Genomic DNA, 16,040 nt, shown 5'->3' on the forward strand with positions numbered 1-16,040 from the left:
ATTGGGCGCTCTCCTGATCGTCCAACCGATCCGTACGAATTGGGAATCAATTTTATCCAAAATTAGGCTTCGAAAAGTACTTTTACCACTTCCGTTATTTCCGGCAAATACGTACATTGTGCACATAATTTTAAGCCTCATAAAAGACGGCTTCCATCAAGCCGCCCTTTTCAAAAAATTATTCTAAGCAAAAATCCTTAATTCGCTCACGATCGGAACGCGTGATGTCGAACTCTCGTTCCAGATACTTGCCGAACTTTCCGTAGTTGCCGAAAATGGAGCTGATCGAGGCGTCCAGATACTGTTCATGCAACAAGAAGCCTTCTTCAAAGTTTTTCAGTTGTGCTCCGGACACGTACTGCGCCGCTTCGGCAAACGTTTCCTGATGATAAGCGACCAAGGTTTTATTCGAGAGCAGGTAATCCTCCATAATGGTTTCGAAGGTTACGCCCAAGGTACGAAGCAGCAGCATCGCGCCGACACCGGTCCGGTCTCGGCCGCCGGCGCAGTGGTGGAGCACCGGCAGATTTTCCTCAGGCTTCTTAAACAGATGCATCAACCGTTTATATGAGCCGTTCTGAATCGGCATTTCCCTGTAGACCTGCGCAAATTTATCACGCGTAAACGTTTTATAAAAAGTCGCCGGATCCCATTCATCTTTGGCGGTCGATTTATCTTCCCCATTTACCGCAATCCGTTCATGCCGTTCGTTTCCGATTTGCGGATCCGGCTTAACGATAGCTTCCGCTTTATCACGGTAATCGTAGATGAGTTTGAGATTCAAAGGCTTTAGATTTTTTTTATCTTCATTCGTCATTCCGGTTAGTTCCGCCGAACGAAAAAGGAGTCCTTTCTTTACCTTCCGTCCGTCTTTGGTCTTGATTCCACCCATGTCGCGGAAATTGTACACGCCTTCCAGAGGCAGCACTCGTTCCATCAATGCATCGCTTTCCATCAGCATCCCCTCTTCCCATTCAGTTTTTCTTTTTCATTTATTTTATCATAGTTTTTTATTCAATTTGTTGCGTCAATGCTAATGATCTGTCAATCTTTTATATAGAGAGAACGAATCAAAAAAGTATTCGATGCGTCACTTTCAATTTTGAGGGATCGACTTTGCGAACCTGCATGGACCAGAAAGCTTTTGACGTATTATATGCGCGGCATCAAGCGAACTTTCCCATCAAACAATAGACGGCGTCAATCAGCGGTGCGATTGGGCGCATACGTGTTGACCGGCTCGAATCGTGAAACGTATTGCCGTGAGCTAATCCAATTGATACAAGGAGGAAAACAAATGACTTTCTTTGAAAAGCTCTTTAACTGGCTGCTTTTTATCGGTATTATTCTGCTTTTCGGTCGGTTGCTGACACTGATTTTTCGGTTAATGGATGTTCCGTTTACACGCTTTTTCAGAGATTACAGCGTGATTTCTCTGATCATTTTAGTCGTTGGCGCGATTGGCTCTGAAATGATTAGAGGCATGAAGAAAAAGTAGCATGTACTCAATCAAACGCCGCAACCCAATTTTGATCGCTTGCCGCTTTAAAGCACATCTTGACTTGTTCCGCGGTATTCTTTTCCTCAGCAAGCGGCGGCAGTTCGTCGATGCCAAAGTATCCGGTCTCAGTTGTCTCGCTGTTTTTCTCAAATTGTCCGCCGATGAGTGAGCAGAGCACGAACACCTTGCACACACCATAGGCGTACACCGGCAGATTATGGACGTTGCGGTCTTGAACGGCAATAAGCCTGATCGGAACAACATCAAGACCGGATTCCTCTTTTACTTCCTTGATCGTATTCGATTTTATCGATTGGTCCACATCGACCCATCCTCCAGGCAGCGACCATGTGCCGTTCGTTTCCCTAACGAGCAGAATCCGATCATGCTGGAAAATCGCCGCGCGCGTATCAAGCTTCGGCGTTTGATAGCCGGTTTCATTACAGAAAATTTCTTTGACATGGTCAGGGGAGAAACCGGTTTTCAGACTCAGCATTTCCGCCGCAATTTCGCGGATGCGCATGAATCGTTCCTGATCAAAGCGGTCCTTTGAATAGGCGAGGCCTGCCTGCGCCAGGGCTTGCAGCTCCATTGCCCAGCTCAACCAAGGCTTGTTTTTAAAAAGTTCGCTGTTTCTCTCATTCATGAACTATTCCTCCTAACTTTTTATCGAAGGCTCAACCCTTTCCTTCCGAAAATTCCGGGTACATCGAATCTCTCCAAAAAGTCTTTTTTTTATTGTGAAAAAAATCGCCATAACTATCAAGAATACTGATTCAATGCTCACCGGTTAGGGATGAACGCATTATTCCATTGACCACCTAAAAGCCACTTTAGTTAACTTTTCGCGATATTAGACTATACTTATCCCTGTTAGCATGATTATTGCTTCTGACCGTAACTGGACGAGGCGTCCTCCTAGGCACACGCCTTGACCGGCGGCACATCAATGAAAGAAAGAGGAATGAGTCATGAATCAGATCATGAACAAGGAACAAATTAAGCAACAAATTCTGTCGGCATTTCAATTTAGACACGCCTGCAAGCAGTTCGACCCTGCAAAGAAAATCAGCGATGAGGACTTTCAGTTCATTCTGGAGACCGGTCATCTGTCACCGAGTTCATTTGGTCTTGAGCCTTGGAAGTTTGTTGTCGTCCAGAATAAAGATCTGCGCGCCAAGCTCGCTCCGGCATCATGGGGCGCCACTGAAAAGTTGAAAACCGCGAGCCATTTTGTACTGATTTTATCTCGGCTGCAATTTGGACTGAGTGCGCACTCCGCACATGTGCAGCACATGATCAATGACGTGCAGAAATGCCCTGAGGACGTCGCAACGATGATGACAAGTGCCATTGATAATTTTCAAAAAGTTGATTTTGATCTAACCAGCAATGAGCGCGTCTTCTTTGAATGGGGCTGCCGTCAAAGCTACATCGCCCTTGGCAACATGATGACCGCTGCCGCGGAAATCGGTATTGACTCCTGCCCGATGGAAGGCTTTAACAAGGAGCAGGTTGAACAAGTACTTCAGGACGAGGGCATCATCAAGGGCAATGATTTCGGCATCGCCTGTATGGTTGCCTTCGGTTATCGCGCCAAGGACCCACGTCCCAAAGTCAGACAGCCGATTGAGGACGTCGTCGAGTGGAAAAACTAACCTTTATTATAGAAGAAACCTGCGTGAATCCGTTTGCGCAGGTTTTTTTGCGACACTTATCGAAACAGACCGATAATCCCGAAGTCGTAGCTAATCCGGGAAAAGTTGTAGCTAAATCCCGAAAAGTCGTAGCTAAATCATCAAAAGTTGTAGCCAAATCCCGAAGTCGTATCTGATCCGCGAAAAGTCGTAGCCAAATCCCGAAGTCGTATCTGATCCGCGAAACAGACCGATAAAATCCGAAAACAGACCGATATCCGGCTGAATTACTGTCCCATTTCGATCAGTGCCACTCTTTTCTGAGCGACTGCGTCACGCTGCTGCTTAAGCTCAGTGATCTCCTCATCCAGTTTACCGAGAAGCTCGTTGGTTTGCTGCAGAATCTTTCTCGTCTGCGACTCTGAGTTTTGAATCTTGCTGTGCACCATCCAATCGGTCACAATGTTATCAAAAAAGTAGTCGGCGAAGTTCAGAAGCTGATCGTTTTCAAGATCAGTTAACGCGGCATCGGTAATATCACTCAATTCATTCTGAAATTGTCGCAACGCTTGTTGCGCTTCATGAATATCGCCATGAGCGTCGTCCATCTTTTCGTGTTTTATCGCTGTTGAAAGAAAGCCGCCACCGAACATATCCCAGTTCGACCAACCTTCCGCAGACCCCAATGATTTCAGCGCGCGTTCAAGTGCGTTGCGTGCCTGCGCGCCTGCCGTGAACGCTTCACCATACTCCTTGAGATTCGCGCGAAGATCCGCTTCTTCATCCATCAATGCGTAGAGTTCTTCACTGAGCGGCGATTGGGCGTCATGAATGAGTCGTTCTTTTCTCTTCATCCACTCCGTGTACTCCTGATCCGCATTTTGCACAGACAATAACCGGTTTTGCAGTTCAGCCAGTTCTTTTTTCATATCCTCTGCAGCGCGACAAGCTTCTTGATATTTCAGTTCAGCCGTAATTGCTTCCTGCTTCTCTTTGTCGATTTTTTCCAGCTTCCGCCCGATTATTGAATAAAGAATAGCGGGCACGCTGAACGACTCCATGCGGTCAACATCCCTTTGTTCCTTGTTACGCATGGATCTGAGCATATTCAGCTTCACTTCCTGCTGCTCCGCCTCATCCTGCAAACGGCCAAGCTGATCCTCCCATTTTCGTTTGTACTTCACCTGCTCTTTGATTTCTTGAAGTTCTCTGTCGAATCGGTCAAGCATTGTAATTCCTCCCTAATAGGTAATCCATTTAGCAGCGAGTCGAAACCTCACTATCAACCTTATGAAGAAACATAGGACGCATCCTCTCATTTTTTTCTATTGTATCATTCATTAGCGGAGCATATGGGTTAAAATGGTGGAAAAGCATTGGAGAGAGGCTGATGAATAAGATCGGATTTCTGCTATTATGTCTACTGCTGCTTACAATGAACGGATGTTCATCGGAACAAGAACCGCCAGATGCTATGGTCAAGGTGAATCACTCACAAGTAGAAACGGGAAAAGGCACGTATGAGTGGCGGTATGGATTTTTCTATCATAACGCGGTTGTTGCAGATGCCAGTTCTCCATCGAAAATTGCAAAACGGATGGAGACTCAGCCGGTCACCACCGGCGATAAAGCGATTATCTCGTTCTCCGATCAATCGCATCCGAAACTCACAGCACACATTTGGCGCAATGAAAAAGAAGGAACGGAACTGCCAATTCGCCAAAATCAGCTCGCTTTGCCGAGAAAAGCAGGAAGTTATGTTATTCTCCTTCACGCAAAATGGGTACGTGGAAATTCCTATTACGCATTCTCTGTTAAAGTATCCAACTAAACCTTATGGATTGCCAAAGGAGATTTCTGTATGAACGATCATCTAAAAAAAGCCGTCATCTTCATCACCGGCATGTCCGGTGTCGGAAAGTCATCCACACTAGATGGACTTGCGCGCAGAGGCTATAAAGTTGTCGATACGGATTATGGCAATTGGGGCGAGGACGTGCCGCTTTCGAATGGTCAAGGCTTTGAACAACTATGGCATGAGAAACGTATAGGCGAACTTCTTGCCAAGCATGATGAAGGTACATTGTTCCTCTCCGGCTGCGTCACCAATCAGGTCAAGTTTTACCCTCAATTCGATGCAATTGTACTCCTGTCCGCCCCGCTCGAAACGATCCTTGAGCGTGTCAGGATGCGCAAAAACAATCCCTTTGGAAAAACGGTAGAAGATCGCACGCGGATTATAAGTGATTTTGCCGCAGTTGTACCACTTCTTCGCGCAGGGGCAACAACGGAAATCGATACGCGAAAGCCGATTCACGCAGTTGTTGATGAACTAGAAGCAATCGTTAAAGCCATTCACAAATAAAAAACCGAGTAAAATAAGCGGAGATTTTCCGGTTATATGCATCATGGCGCTTATTTCAGGGGTAAATAAGGGTAATTTTTCCGCTTATACACAGAAAAAACCTCCATTTTCACACTTTTTGATTCGATAGGCGGAATTTCTCCGCCTATTTAAGCTATTTTCTCGTTCATTTTCGAATTAAGCGGAATTTTTCCGCCTATTTTTCAGATTGGGCGCTTACCTGATCGCCCAGTGGAATATTATGACGTCGTCCCAGCGAGGCAAACGATAAAAAAGGCGGCTTAAGCATTCATTTAAATGCCAAGCCGCCTTTTTTGTTTCACACATCTAGTTTTCAGATTGCATCGTCATTCTCATTTTTTCTGCAACATGTCATACACTTGCTTCACATCTTTATCGCCGCGCCCGGAAAGGTTGACAATGATGCTTTCGTCCTTCGGCAGCGTCTTTGCCAGCTTCATCGCGTAAGCAACGGCATGCGCGCTTTCCAGTGCCGGAATGATTCCCTCAACCTTCGAAAGATTCAAGAACGCGTCCAGTGCTTCTTGGCCGGTCACCGTCACGTATTCGCCGCGCCCGGATGCCTTCAGATAGCTGTGCTCCGGTCCGACGCCCGGATAGTCCAAGCCTGCGGCAATGGAATAGGTTGGTTTCGGATTATTGTTTTCGTCGACCAACGCGTAGCATTTGAACCCATGGATAATCGCGGGTACGCCTTCAGCAATACTTGCCGCCTCCACCGGTTCAACGCCGACCAGACGGACGCTCGGTTCGTCAATGTAATGCGCGAACGCGCCAATCGCATTGCTGCCGCCGCCGACACAGGCAACAACCGCAGCCGGCAGTTTGCCTTCTTTCTCCAGGATCTGGCGCTTCGATTCCTCACTGATCACGGATTGAAAATGGCGCACCATCGTCGGATAAGGGTGCGGTCCGACCGCCGAACCAAGCAGGTAGTAGGTTGTCTCATGGTTTTGAATTAGATCACCTAATGCGACATCGACGGCATCCTTCAGACGTCCCTGCCCTTTTTCCACTGGCACGACTTTTGCGCCAAGCAGTTCCATCCTGAAGACGTTCAATGCTTGGCGTTCCGTATCATATTTTCCCATGTAAATCGTGCACGGCAGTCCAAACAGAGCGGCTACAGTCGCGGTCGCGACACCATGCTGACCCGCGCCGGTTTCGGCAATGATCCGCTTGGCGCCCATCCGCTTCGCGAGCAGAATTTGTCCGATGGTATTATTAATCTTGTGCGCGCCAGTGTGGTTCAAATCTTCTCTTTTCAGATAGATTTTCGCGCCGCCTGCTTGTTCCGTCAGATTCTTCGCGAACGTCAGTGGATTTTCGCGTCCCACATAGTCTTTCAAATAATAACGCAGCTCTTTGTTAAACTCAGGATCATCCTTGTACCTGTCGAATGCCTCAGCGATTTTCGCCAAGACCTTCCGCAGCTCTTCCGGGACATAGCTTCCGCCGAATTCACCAAATGTTCCTGCCTCTGTTACTACGCTCGTGCTCTTACTCATCTCTACTCAACTCCCGTTCTTTTTTTCGCATCCGCCCTATGGAAGATGCCGAAAATGTGGTGCCCCATAAGTTTCCGATAAACAGTTCATGAAGTCAAGCTAAATTAATTGACTGACACAAATTTTCCAAACATGAGGCATTAATCATGATTCTGTGCATCTGCTCTCTCTGATTCACGGGTAAAGCCTTGAAAAATGGTTCCCTGAAAATCAAGCATTCCACGATCTCCTTCAACTAAATAGCCATAGTCAGAACCGTTTAGATGAAACTCGATCCGATCTCCGCTTTCCACTTCAAATGTGGCATAATAGTGTGTAGACACTATGGTTTGATTTCCGCCCGACGTCTGTGTTCGTTTCCCCACAACCAAGGCACGTACACGCAGCCGCGGTTTTTGCTGATTCGAAGACCACGTTGCCATTCTCTTTATGGCGCTTGCGACAATGACGGTAATAACGACGAAAAATCCAATGTAAAACAAAATCTGCATGCCCTGAAAACTGGCATTAAATGAGTCACTGAACATGAACGAACCTCCCTGAATGGCTTCGTTTTTTCTATTTTTGAGTAACGTATCCGTATCGTGTTAAAATTGTCATCATTATATGAAAAATCTGCCTGTAAATGACTTCAGCGAAAAGAAAGTCAGGTGTTTGTAATGATTCAAGATAAATACATGAATTTAAAATTAAGCGAGCGCGGCGCGATCATTAGTATTGTGACCTATCTCGTTTTATCTGCGTTGAAATTGTTTGTCGGTTTGACCATGGGGTCGCGAGCGCTGAGTGCCGATGGATTTAATAATGTGACCGATATTGTTGCGTCGGTCGCCGTGCTGATCGGATTGCGGCTCTCCCAGCGTCCCGCAGACAGTGACCATCCGTACGGCCACTGGAAGAGTGAAACAATCGCCTCATTATTTGCTTCCTTTGTCATGATGGCTGTCGGTATTCAAGTTTTATTTGATGGGGCAAAATCAGTAGTCGCAGGTCATGAGGAAACGCCGGACCTTGTATCTGCCTGGATTGGTTTATTTTGCGCTGCAGTCATGTTTGCGGTATATACGTATAATAAACGCTTATCGATACGAACAAAAAGCACATCGGTTTTGGCGGCCGCTAAAGACAATCTGTCTGACGCATGGGTCAGTGTCGGCGCGAGCGTCGGTATTATCGGCGCACAGCTCCATCTCCCATGGCTTGATTCGGTTGTCGCTCTTTTGATCGGCGTCCTGATCTGCAAAACGGCCTGGGATATTTTCAGAGAGTCGTCCTATTACTTGTCCGACGGTTTTGATGACTCAACCTTGAACTCATTTAATTTAATTGTCCATTCAGTTGCCGGCGTTGAAGGCGTACGCGATATCCGCGGCAGAAAATACGGCAACAATACGGTTATCGATTTGGTCATTGTTGTAAATCCGGACATGGGACTTAGGGAAGCACATCAAATTTCATCGCGCGTCGAGAAAGTGTTGATGGATAACTATGATGTCTTCGATGTACAGGTGCATGTTGAACCAAACGAACAGAATTAATTTGGAATTGTGGAACCCTCCATCATGCCTTGTCATAGGGTATAGCGTTTAGCCCATTAAAATGGAGGATGACGCACATGCAACTAAATCCATCTGATCCTTCTTTTCGCTTATCTGCTGACTCGACCAAAAAGATTGCAGAGCAGCGTGACGCGAACAATTACATCAGCCAATTGTTCGGTCCGCAATTTCCGGAAATAAAAAATGGTTTTTTTAATGCTCATATGACTCGCGGCATCATCATCCAGCCGCATTGGCACACGAACGCTTCTGAAATGATCTTCATGATTCGTGGATCTGTGATCACTTCCGTTTTCAATCCCTTTACGCAAAAGCTGATGAGTTATCAAATCGGTCCCGGCGAAGTTTCGATGCTGCCGAAGGGCTGGTTTCATTGGATTATCGCATTGACCGATGATGTTCATCTGCTCACTATTTTTGACGTGCCCACACCTGACGTTGTCTTCGGCTCTGACTTTCTCCGATTCACACCTGCAGAAGTGATGAACCGCGCTTATTGTATTGATCCGGCGGCCTATGCGCGAACCGTCGCGCCCATTCGCAAGTCAACCATTCTCGGCCCCCCGACAGACTGCGCAAATGCAGGTATGCCGAATGCCAATCCTATGCAACCGAATAGACAACAGCACCAGAGCTATTTTGCCGGTCCCGCTGCTGCGAATCCGAATTCGTTCTCGTGACAAAAGGCGCGAGTCATCCCGAGATGATGCGCGCCTTTGGACTACAGATCTTTAATAAACGAGATTGTTCGATTAGCTTCGCGAAAACCGGCACCAACGTGGAAAGCAAAGCCCGCTTGGTTTGACAACTCTGTATCAGAACCGAGCTGTTTGCATCCTTTAGCTTTCGCCCAAAGTTCTGCCGCTTCCACTAAATTGTGCGCGACGCCATTACGTCTGCATTCAGGCTTCACGTAAATTCCTTCTATATATCCAGTCTGGCTCCCAACTGCTCCCTCAACATAGTCCTTCCGGAGCGACATATGAATAAACGCGATGAATGCTCGCTCCTGTTTTATCATGTAAAACACATGGTCGGCAGATTGAAGCAGCGTCTGCGTTTCTTCCAGTAATTCTTTGCGCGTATGACCCGGCCACAGTTCAAGTTCCAAATCGACAAGCGCATCCAATTGATTGATCGTTCCTTTAAAAATTTCCATGAGCAGCTCCTTCATGCGGCATATCTTCTCTCTTTATTTTACAGTGAAATCAGATAAGCGAAAGCGAAAAACACGAATTTTTCTGCACGAGGCCGTGAATTCCGTACATTATGGATTGAATCTAACTCAAAAAGATGCTGCCCCGTAAAGGACAGCATCTTCATAAATCTTCATCTTACATACTTTCATGCGAATTCTCATTTGGCTTAACGAGGAACGAAACAGCAATCAAGATTGCCATGATCGCAAGGCAGGTTACCGTCCCCACAAGATTGGCTGCATTGATCACGAATGTTACGAAGATTAACGACAGCGCACCTAAGCCGACAATGGTCATGTATGGAAATCCGGCCATTTTGAAAAATGGGAGCTGTTTATAGCTCGGGCGCAGCCTCAATTCAGCTGCACAGATGGCGATCCAGACAAGACAAATGGTAAACCCTGGTATGCTCATTAATTGATTGATAATTTGACTTGGCGATAAGTATGCCAGCACAACACCGACGGCTAGAAAACTTGTCGTCAGCGCGATCCCGCCAAGCGGTACACCACTTTTTGAAAGTTTACGCACAAAGCCCGGCGCCTCGCCGCGTTCAGCCATTGCATACAGCGTCCGCGTCGTCGCGTAAATCCCCGAATTCGCTGCCGAAAGTACGGCTGTCAGCAGCACAAAGTTCATCAGATGCGGCACACCCGGCAGACCGACTGTTTCAAATACTTGAACGAACGGACTGCTTTCGGTCGCTGAAACACTGCTCCACGGCATCATGCCGCAAATAATGATAATCGGCAGAATATAGAACATGATCACCCGCGATACAACGCTCTTTATGACCTTCGGCAGAACATGCTCCACATCCTTGGCCTCCGTTACCGTCAACCCGATCAGTTCCGATCCGCCGTATGAGAAAATAACAACAAGAAGTGCAGAGATCATGCCGCCGAACCCGTGCGGGAAAAAGCCGCCGTGTCCAAACAAGTTCTTCATCGGATCGGCAGGGCTTGGGACAATGCCGAAAAGGATCAACAGCCCAAGAATAATAAATACAATAATCGCGCCTATTTTAATTCCGGCAAACCAAAATTCGAATTCGCCATAAAGACTCACTTGGAAAAGGTTAATGCCAACGATAAAGAGACCGCACAGTCCGGCAAGCACCCACAAAGGTATTTGCGGAAACCAATACTGAAGAAAACTGCCTGCGGCCAAGATTTCAACAACCGTCACGATCATCCAGTTAATCCAGTACAACCAGCCGATCATGATTGAAATACGGAAACCGAACGCTTTATGCATCAGGTGCTGGATATTCAATCCCGGATAGGCAATCGCCATCTCCGCAAGCGCGACCATAACAATAAACAAAATTAATCCACATACTAAGTACGCGATTGTGACACTCGGACCGGCAATGTTCAGTGTATCGCCGCTTCCTTTAAAAATGCCTGTGCCGATCATGCCGGCCATTGCCATAAGCATTATGTGGCGCGGAAGCAACCCGCGCCTGAGTGATTCCTTCTTTCCTTCTGTTGCAGCCATTTTTTCCTATCCTTTCTCTCTATGTTTTACAGGTGTGCTTTAATGCGATAAATCCCATAGCGTTTTCAATTATACGTGTTTCCTATAGCGTGTCAACATTGTCCCATTTCCATATATTTACTTTCATTGAGCATTTTGCCTACCACTCACCGAATAGAACGCGTATTGTGCCGGACGTCTTTAATAAAAAAAGTCAGCGCCCAAGTCACTGCGCAAAAGCCAATGGCGACAAGAAATGCGGCATTCACGCCATTAAGTGCCGCGTCGGTTTTAAGTAATTGGAATAAAGCAGGGTTAGAGCCATACATGCCTGATTCCGGTAATTCACTTTTCGTCACATCGGACATCACGCTAATTAAAATCGCGGTGCCAATTGAGCCGACAATGGTGCGTAACGTATTGGTAACCGCAGTGCCGTCGCTCATGAGCGAATCGGGCAGTGTATTCATGCCTGCAGTAGTCATCGGCATCATGACCATAGAGATTCCGAGAAATCGTAACGCATAGAGAATGATGATCGCGCCTAATTGTGTCGTCATGGTGAGAAAAACAAACGGAATCGTGCTCAATGTTAGCAGCCCCATACCTGTAATTGCGAGCTTACGAACACCTATTTTGTCAAAAATAATACCAGTTACCGGAGACATGAGTCCCATGACAGCAGCGCCGGGCAGCATCACCAGGCCGGAAAAAAAGGCACTTCCCCCCCGCACATTCTGGATATAAAGCGGCAGCACAAGCTCCGCACCGAACATGACGACCATCAACGTTCCGCCGACAACAACAGAAATACTGAACAGCGGCGATCGAAAAACACGCAGATTCAGCATGGGGTTGTCTATGGTCAGCTCACGATAAATAAACCCAATAACACCGATTGCGCCAACCGAAAGCCACCCAAGTACAATAGGCGACGCCCAGCCGTGATGACCAACACTGCTGAATCCATAAAGCAAACCACCGAATCCCAAAGTCGACAGTACAAGCGAGACATAGTCAATGCTTTTCTGTTCAAGAGGAACAATCTTTCGCATGGCTGCCGGCGCAAGGAAAGCCGCCAATAGTGCTACAGGGATAAAGGCGCAGAAAAGGACGCGCCAGTTGAAATGGTCAATGATTAGTCCGGCACCCGTTGGTCCGATGACACGCGCAAACGCCAGCACAAGACCATCCAATCCCATCGCTACCCCCCTCTTTCTCTTTGGAAAGATGAGTAGAAGGATGGTCTGCATCAGCGGGATCATGATTCCCGTCGCAACCGCCTGGATGAGGCGTCCGATCAATAAAATTGGGAAATTAGGTGCGAGCACCGCCAGCAAGGTCCCCGATAGAAAGATCAGCATCGCAGCTATATACAGCTTTTTGGAATTGACTCGATGCATCAGCATCCCCGTAACCGGAATCATGATTCCATTCATCAGCAGGAATCCGGAGGTCAGCCATTGCCCGGTATCCGCATCAATATGAAAATCGCGCATAATACCCGGGAGCGCGGTTGTGATGGCCGTATGGTTGGCCACAACGCAAAAAGTGCCGATGAGCAGAATAACGACCAAAAAGGATCGATTGTACGGTCTTCCGTCACAATCGAGGCTGCATGTATTCAACGTCATTGCATCATTCTCCTTTTATTCTCCCGCTCGAATTTCGTCACTTCTGCCGATTAGTATGGCTCAGCCGACACCTGTTCACTCATTCCCTACTGGATAAAACGCAAAAAAACCAGGCATAAAGCGCCTGGTCCTTAATCTCCAGCCATGTGTGATGGTTTTGTGTCTTTTCAGTGCTGAATCGTCGCTTCGGTTACTCGCTTGCCGCGGGCGCACCGCGAGCCTCCTCAAACAGGCAGAAATCTGCGGAGCTGATCCCGCAAGCGCCCTCGCACCTCCGCTTTGATTTCCGGCAAAAAAGACGGTCTCGATCATTCGAATGAATTTCGAGCCGTCCTTCAGAATCACTTTCTTTTAGATGATCGTTTATTTTTTCTTAGATTGCTGTTTCTGCATTTTTTTCTGTTTTTCCAGCATCTCTTTTTGCATCTTCTTCATCTCGTTCACACTCATCACCTGATGATTTTCAGGCAGATAGAAAACATTGCGTGTTGAAACGAGTACATTTTTATTTCCACTGTACGCAAACAAATTCTTATAAAAACTGTTTTTGAATACGCGCCGCTTCTTCTCGATGGCAAGATAAGCCGTCTGATTCGTAGTCTTTACCGCATTTTTGTCAGTAATCTGTGTGTGTTTCATCTTCGGCTTGCCCTGTTTCTCCGTATTATAGATGTAGATCCGGTCCTTGCCCGCATCTTGATGAAGCAGCATAAACGGAATCTGCGAATTCACCGCGGCACCGGTTGCAGAGTACAGCGAAACTTTTTGAGTATACACCTTTGTTTTCATACCGAAATGACCGTGCTCATTCATGATGAGCAGTGTCTCGCTGCCGAGAAAAACGATCAACGCGAGTCCTGCCAAACTATAATGAAGCCATCGATACTTTGCATACTTCCTCGATCCACTCGTGAAGGTGAAGATAACGAAGAGTAGAACACTTATGATTAACGTATATAGAATCACACCATCACTTCCTATTTATAAAATCAGATTAATCAGCGTCTTGAGCGGTCACTGCATGTTTCTCCTTGCCCTTGATGAAAAAGGTAAGGACGAGCGTCAGCAGACAGAAAAGAATAGCAACCATGAACGCAGTGTTCATGCCTTTTAGAGCAGCATCAATCGATTGATGCATGAATTGTGCCGGATCGCTATGCTTCAAGCTGCTGCTTGGCGCATTGTTTTTGGTCACATTAGTTAGAATACTGATCAGAACAGCCGTTCCAATGGAACCCGCCACCGTACGGATCGTATTGTTGACTGCGGTGCCATGGCTCATCAGCGAGTCGGGCAATGCGTTCATCCCGGCAGTTGTTACCGGCATCATGACCATAGAAATTCCTAAAAAGCGCACGGCATACAGAACAATAATGGATGCGTAGCTTGTATGCTGCGTTAGGAACATAAACGGCAATGTTCCGGCCGTCAGCAAAAATATTCCGGTAATCGCCAGTTTACGCGAACCGATCCGGTCGAAAATTAAGCCGGTTATCGGACTCATCAAGCCCATGATGATAGCGCCGGGAAGCAGCATCAGTCCCGAATGCAAAGCACTTTCGCCCCTGAGATTTTGGATATAAAGTGGGAGAACCAGTTCTGCGCCGATCATCGCCATCATAACAATGCTGCTGATGACAACCGAAAGCGTAAAGACCGGCGACTTAAATACTCTCAGTTCCAGCATCGGTTCTTTCATCGCCAGCTGCCGCCAAATGAAGAGAACGATAAAAATACAGCCGACAATAAGCGGCCAAATCACACGTCCATCCGACCATCCGTAGTTGCCCACACTGCTGAATCCATAGAGCATGCCGCCAAATCCGATCGTCGACAGGACAATGGACAAGTAGTCAATCCGCGGATCCGTCAGAGGCACAACTTTTTTCATAGCCGCAAAAGCAAGCCCGATGACTAGGGCGACGATCGGAATCATCATATAAAAGAGCACTCGCCAGTTGTAGCTGTCGACAATCCATCCGGAAAGTGTTGGACCGATCGCCGGCGCAAAAGCGACAACAAGTCCACCAAGCCCCATGACGATTCCACGTTTTTCTCTCGGCACAATTAATAGCGAAATCGTCTGCATCAGCGGCATCATAATTCCTGCACCCGCAGCCTGAATAATTCGTCCGGTTAACAGCATCGAAAAGTTCGGTGCAACTGCGGCCGCAATCGTCCCAAGCAGGAAAACGGTCAAGGCGCTGATGTACAGTGCTTTTGAATTGATTTTATTAATAAGCAGCGCGGTAACCGGAATCATCACGCCGTTCATCAGCAAGAATCCGGAGGTCAGCCACTGCCCGGTCGCCGCGGTAATATCAAAATCTTTCATGATATCCGGGAGTGCCGTCGCAAGTAATGTCTGGTTCAAAATCGTACAGAACGCACCGGTCAGCAATATAATCATTAAAAAGGTTCGGTTATACGGTTTTCCGTTGATATCAACGGTCGTATTTTCTTTGGCCATGCATCTAACTCCTTTTCTTAATTCAGATGAATTCTTCTCGCGATTCATCTGATCTATTGACTGAATGATCCATGATTAAGGGTACCCCTCATTTATGAACTTACTATGAATGCTGTCAATTTTTCTTCAGTTAAGAAAAATTATTTCGGTCAATGCGCCTGGACTTTGAGGTCAAACTTAGAAGCAGTTACAAAGGTGTCGCAAATGGCGTTCTATAAGCAGCAAATGTAACTTGAATCTTTCGCTAAGGGTAATGAGCTTTCGCTATAAAGAGGAGCTTTCGCTAATTACGCATACGTCCTGTATGCAACGCGAAAGTCACCGCATCCTGTGGAAGTTACGTCCTGTGAATAACGCTGAAGTCACCACATCCTGTGGAAGTACGTGCGGGTAGCTCAAAACTGCGCTTCCTTGATCTTCTCGGCTCTTTTTGTCCCCCTTTTTGAACAGAATCTATTAAACTAAAAAACATTCATTTATTTTGTAGAATATTGTCGAATATTTATGAATATACTTATTTACATAATGATTTTATTTGGATATAACTTAATTAGACCGCATCATTCCTTACTTTATAGTAATTGTTGGAACTCGGTTATATATTATATTATTTGTATCAGAGATTATCAGAACAATCATAGAAGGCCGAGGTGAAAAGGCATATATT

At 46.6% G+C, this 16,040-nt stretch carries 16 protein-coding genes; 6 read left to right on the forward strand and 10 right to left on the reverse strand.

Features of this window, described 5'->3' with window-relative positions; translation table 11 throughout:
* Positions 1 to 178: 178 nt before the first annotated feature.
* Complete coding sequence (locus ABWW58_RS10945) at positions 179 to 955, reverse strand: tyrosine-protein phosphatase (RefSeq protein ID WP_353869183.1); 777 nt, start codon at positions 953 to 955, stop codon at positions 179 to 181.
* Between the two features lie 342 nt (positions 956 to 1,297).
* On the opposite strand from ABWW58_RS10945, the gene ABWW58_RS10950 reads away from it, so the two are divergent.
* Positions 1,298 to 1,498 carry a hypothetical protein gene (locus tag ABWW58_RS10950; RefSeq protein ID WP_353869184.1) on the forward strand — a complete coding sequence of 67 codons (201 nt, stop codon included), beginning with the start codon at positions 1,298 to 1,300 and terminating at the stop codon, positions 1,496 to 1,498.
* A gap of 7 nt (positions 1,499 to 1,505) precedes the next feature.
* On the opposite strand, the gene ABWW58_RS10955 is transcribed toward ABWW58_RS10950, so the two are convergent.
* Complete coding sequence (locus tag ABWW58_RS10955; RefSeq protein ID WP_353869185.1) at positions 1,506 to 2,147, reverse strand: NUDIX hydrolase N-terminal domain-containing protein; 642 nt, start codon at positions 2,145 to 2,147, stop codon at positions 1,506 to 1,508.
* 325 nt (positions 2,148 to 2,472) lie between these two features.
* Here ABWW58_RS10955 and ABWW58_RS10960 point away from each other — a divergent pair, with 325 nt between their 5' ends.
* On the forward strand, positions 2,473 to 3,159 hold the full coding sequence (locus tag ABWW58_RS10960) for an NAD(P)H-dependent oxidoreductase (protein WP_353869186.1): 687 nt from the start codon (positions 2,473 to 2,475) through the stop codon (positions 3,157 to 3,159).
* A 266-nt stretch (positions 3,160 to 3,425) separates the two neighbouring features.
* Here the strand turns inward: ABWW58_RS10960 and ABWW58_RS10965 are convergent, their stop codons facing one another.
* Positions 3,426 to 4,367, reverse strand: a complete 942-nt coding sequence (locus tag ABWW58_RS10965) for a hypothetical protein (protein WP_353869187.1) — start codon at positions 4,365 to 4,367, stop codon at positions 3,426 to 3,428.
* A 161-nt stretch (positions 4,368 to 4,528) separates the two neighbouring features.
* On the opposite strand from ABWW58_RS10965, the gene ABWW58_RS10970 reads away from it, so the two are divergent.
* Together ABWW58_RS10970 and ABWW58_RS10975 are read left to right on the forward strand one after the other, a co-directional pair.
* Positions 4,529 to 4,969 carry a hypothetical protein gene (locus ABWW58_RS10970; protein ID WP_353869188.1) on the forward strand — a complete coding sequence of 147 codons (441 nt, stop codon included), beginning with the start codon at positions 4,529 to 4,531 and terminating at the stop codon, positions 4,967 to 4,969.
* Positions 4,970 to 4,999: 30 nt separating this feature from the next.
* Complete coding sequence (locus tag ABWW58_RS10975) at positions 5,000 to 5,503, forward strand: AAA family ATPase (RefSeq protein ID WP_353869189.1); 504 nt, start codon at positions 5,000 to 5,002, stop codon at positions 5,501 to 5,503.
* Positions 5,504 to 5,856: 353 nt separating this feature from the next.
* On the opposite strand, the gene trpB is transcribed toward ABWW58_RS10975, so the two are convergent.
* The gene (gene trpB, locus ABWW58_RS10980) at positions 5,857 to 7,032 is read right to left on the reverse strand and encodes a tryptophan synthase subunit beta (RefSeq protein WP_353869190.1); all 1,176 of its coding nucleotides are present in this window, start codon (positions 7,030 to 7,032) and stop codon (positions 5,857 to 5,859) included.
* Positions 7,033 to 7,172: 140 nt separating this feature from the next.
* Positions 7,173 to 7,559, reverse strand: a complete 387-nt coding sequence (locus tag ABWW58_RS10985) for a DUF2500 domain-containing protein (RefSeq protein WP_353869191.1) — start codon at positions 7,557 to 7,559, stop codon at positions 7,173 to 7,175.
* Positions 7,560 to 7,691: 132 nt separating this feature from the next.
* Between ABWW58_RS10985 and ABWW58_RS10990 the strand changes: the two genes are divergently transcribed.
* Together ABWW58_RS10990 and ABWW58_RS10995 are read left to right on the forward strand one after the other, a co-directional pair.
* Positions 7,692 to 8,570, forward strand: coding sequence for a cation diffusion facilitator family transporter (locus ABWW58_RS10990; RefSeq protein ID WP_353869192.1), 879 nt, complete (start codon positions 7,692 to 7,694; stop codon positions 8,568 to 8,570).
* A gap of 77 nt (positions 8,571 to 8,647) precedes the next feature.
* Positions 8,648 to 9,271, forward strand: coding sequence for a cupin domain-containing protein (locus ABWW58_RS10995; RefSeq protein ID WP_353869193.1), 624 nt, complete (start codon positions 8,648 to 8,650; stop codon positions 9,269 to 9,271).
* Positions 9,272 to 9,312: 41 nt separating this feature from the next.
* On the opposite strand, the gene aac(6') is transcribed toward ABWW58_RS10995, so the two are convergent.
* From aac(6') to ABWW58_RS11020, 5 genes are all read right to left on the reverse strand, one after another.
* The gene (aac(6'), locus tag ABWW58_RS11000; RefSeq protein WP_353869194.1) at positions 9,313 to 9,750 is read right to left on the reverse strand and encodes an aminoglycoside 6'-N-acetyltransferase; all 438 of its coding nucleotides are present in this window, start codon (positions 9,748 to 9,750) and stop codon (positions 9,313 to 9,315) included.
* A gap of 175 nt (positions 9,751 to 9,925) precedes the next feature.
* Positions 9,926 to 11,290, reverse strand: coding sequence for an amino acid permease (locus ABWW58_RS11005; RefSeq protein ID WP_353869195.1), 1,365 nt, complete (start codon positions 11,288 to 11,290; stop codon positions 9,926 to 9,928).
* Positions 11,291 to 11,436: 146 nt separating this feature from the next.
* Positions 11,437 to 12,903 carry an MDR family MFS transporter gene (locus ABWW58_RS11010; RefSeq protein WP_353869196.1) on the reverse strand — a complete coding sequence of 489 codons (1,467 nt, stop codon included), beginning with the start codon at positions 12,901 to 12,903 and terminating at the stop codon, positions 11,437 to 11,439.
* Positions 12,904 to 13,266: 363 nt separating this feature from the next.
* Positions 13,267 to 13,869: a DUF4811 domain-containing protein gene (locus ABWW58_RS11015; protein ID WP_353869197.1), complete on the reverse strand. Its 603-nt coding sequence runs from the start codon at positions 13,867 to 13,869 to the stop codon at positions 13,267 to 13,269.
* Positions 13,870 to 13,897: 28 nt separating this feature from the next.
* Entirely contained in the window at positions 13,898 to 15,373 is a 1,476-nt protein-coding gene (locus ABWW58_RS11020) for an MDR family MFS transporter (RefSeq protein ID WP_353869198.1), read from the reverse strand.
* Between the last annotated feature and the right edge of the window lie 667 nt (positions 15,374 to 16,040).

It is taken from the genome of Sporolactobacillus caesalpiniae (assembly GCF_040513385.1).
In the GTDB taxonomy this organism is placed as follows: domain Bacteria; phylum Bacillota; class Bacilli; order Bacillales; family Sporolactobacillaceae; genus Sporolactobacillus.

What these genes read in the sequence shown, in the direction of transcription:
- ABWW58_RS10945 (WP_353869183.1), bottom strand. Translation starts at nt 955, where the DNA reads ATGGAAAGCGATGCATTGATGGAACGAGTGCTGCCTCTGGAAGGCGTG.
- ABWW58_RS10950 (WP_353869184.1), top strand. Translation starts at nt 1,298, where the DNA reads ATGACTTTCTTTGAAAAGCTCTTTAACTGGCTGCTTTTTATCGGTATT.
- ABWW58_RS10955 (WP_353869185.1), bottom strand. Translation starts at nt 2,147, where the DNA reads ATGAATGAGAGAAACAGCGAACTTTTTAAAAACAAGCCTTGGTTGAGC.
- ABWW58_RS10960 (WP_353869186.1), top strand. Translation starts at nt 2,473, where the DNA reads ATGAATCAGATCATGAACAAGGAACAAATTAAGCAACAAATTCTGTCG.
- ABWW58_RS10965 (WP_353869187.1), bottom strand. Translation starts at nt 4,367, where the DNA reads ATGCTTGACCGATTCGACAGAGAACTTCAAGAAATCAAAGAGCAGGTG.
- ABWW58_RS10970 (WP_353869188.1), top strand. Translation starts at nt 4,529, where the DNA reads ATGAATAAGATCGGATTTCTGCTATTATGTCTACTGCTGCTTACAATG.
- ABWW58_RS10975 (WP_353869189.1), top strand. Translation starts at nt 5,000, where the DNA reads ATGAACGATCATCTAAAAAAAGCCGTCATCTTCATCACCGGCATGTCC.
- trpB (WP_353869190.1), bottom strand. Translation starts at nt 7,032, where the DNA reads ATGAGTAAGAGCACGAGCGTAGTAACAGAGGCAGGAACATTTGGTGAA.
- ABWW58_RS10985 (WP_353869191.1), bottom strand. Translation starts at nt 7,559, where the DNA reads ATGTTCAGTGACTCATTTAATGCCAGTTTTCAGGGCATGCAGATTTTG.
- ABWW58_RS10990 (WP_353869192.1), top strand. Translation starts at nt 7,692, where the DNA reads ATGATTCAAGATAAATACATGAATTTAAAATTAAGCGAGCGCGGCGCG.
- ABWW58_RS10995 (WP_353869193.1), top strand. Translation starts at nt 8,648, where the DNA reads ATGCAACTAAATCCATCTGATCCTTCTTTTCGCTTATCTGCTGACTCG.
- ABWW58_RS11005 (WP_353869195.1), bottom strand. Translation starts at nt 11,290, where the DNA reads ATGGCTGCAACAGAAGGAAAGAAGGAATCACTCAGGCGCGGGTTGCTT.
- ABWW58_RS11010 (WP_353869196.1), bottom strand. Translation starts at nt 12,903, where the DNA reads ATGACGTTGAATACATGCAGCCTCGATTGTGACGGAAGACCGTACAAT.
- ABWW58_RS11020 (WP_353869198.1), bottom strand. Translation starts at nt 15,373, where the DNA reads ATGGCCAAAGAAAATACGACCGTTGATATCAACGGAAAACCGTATAAC.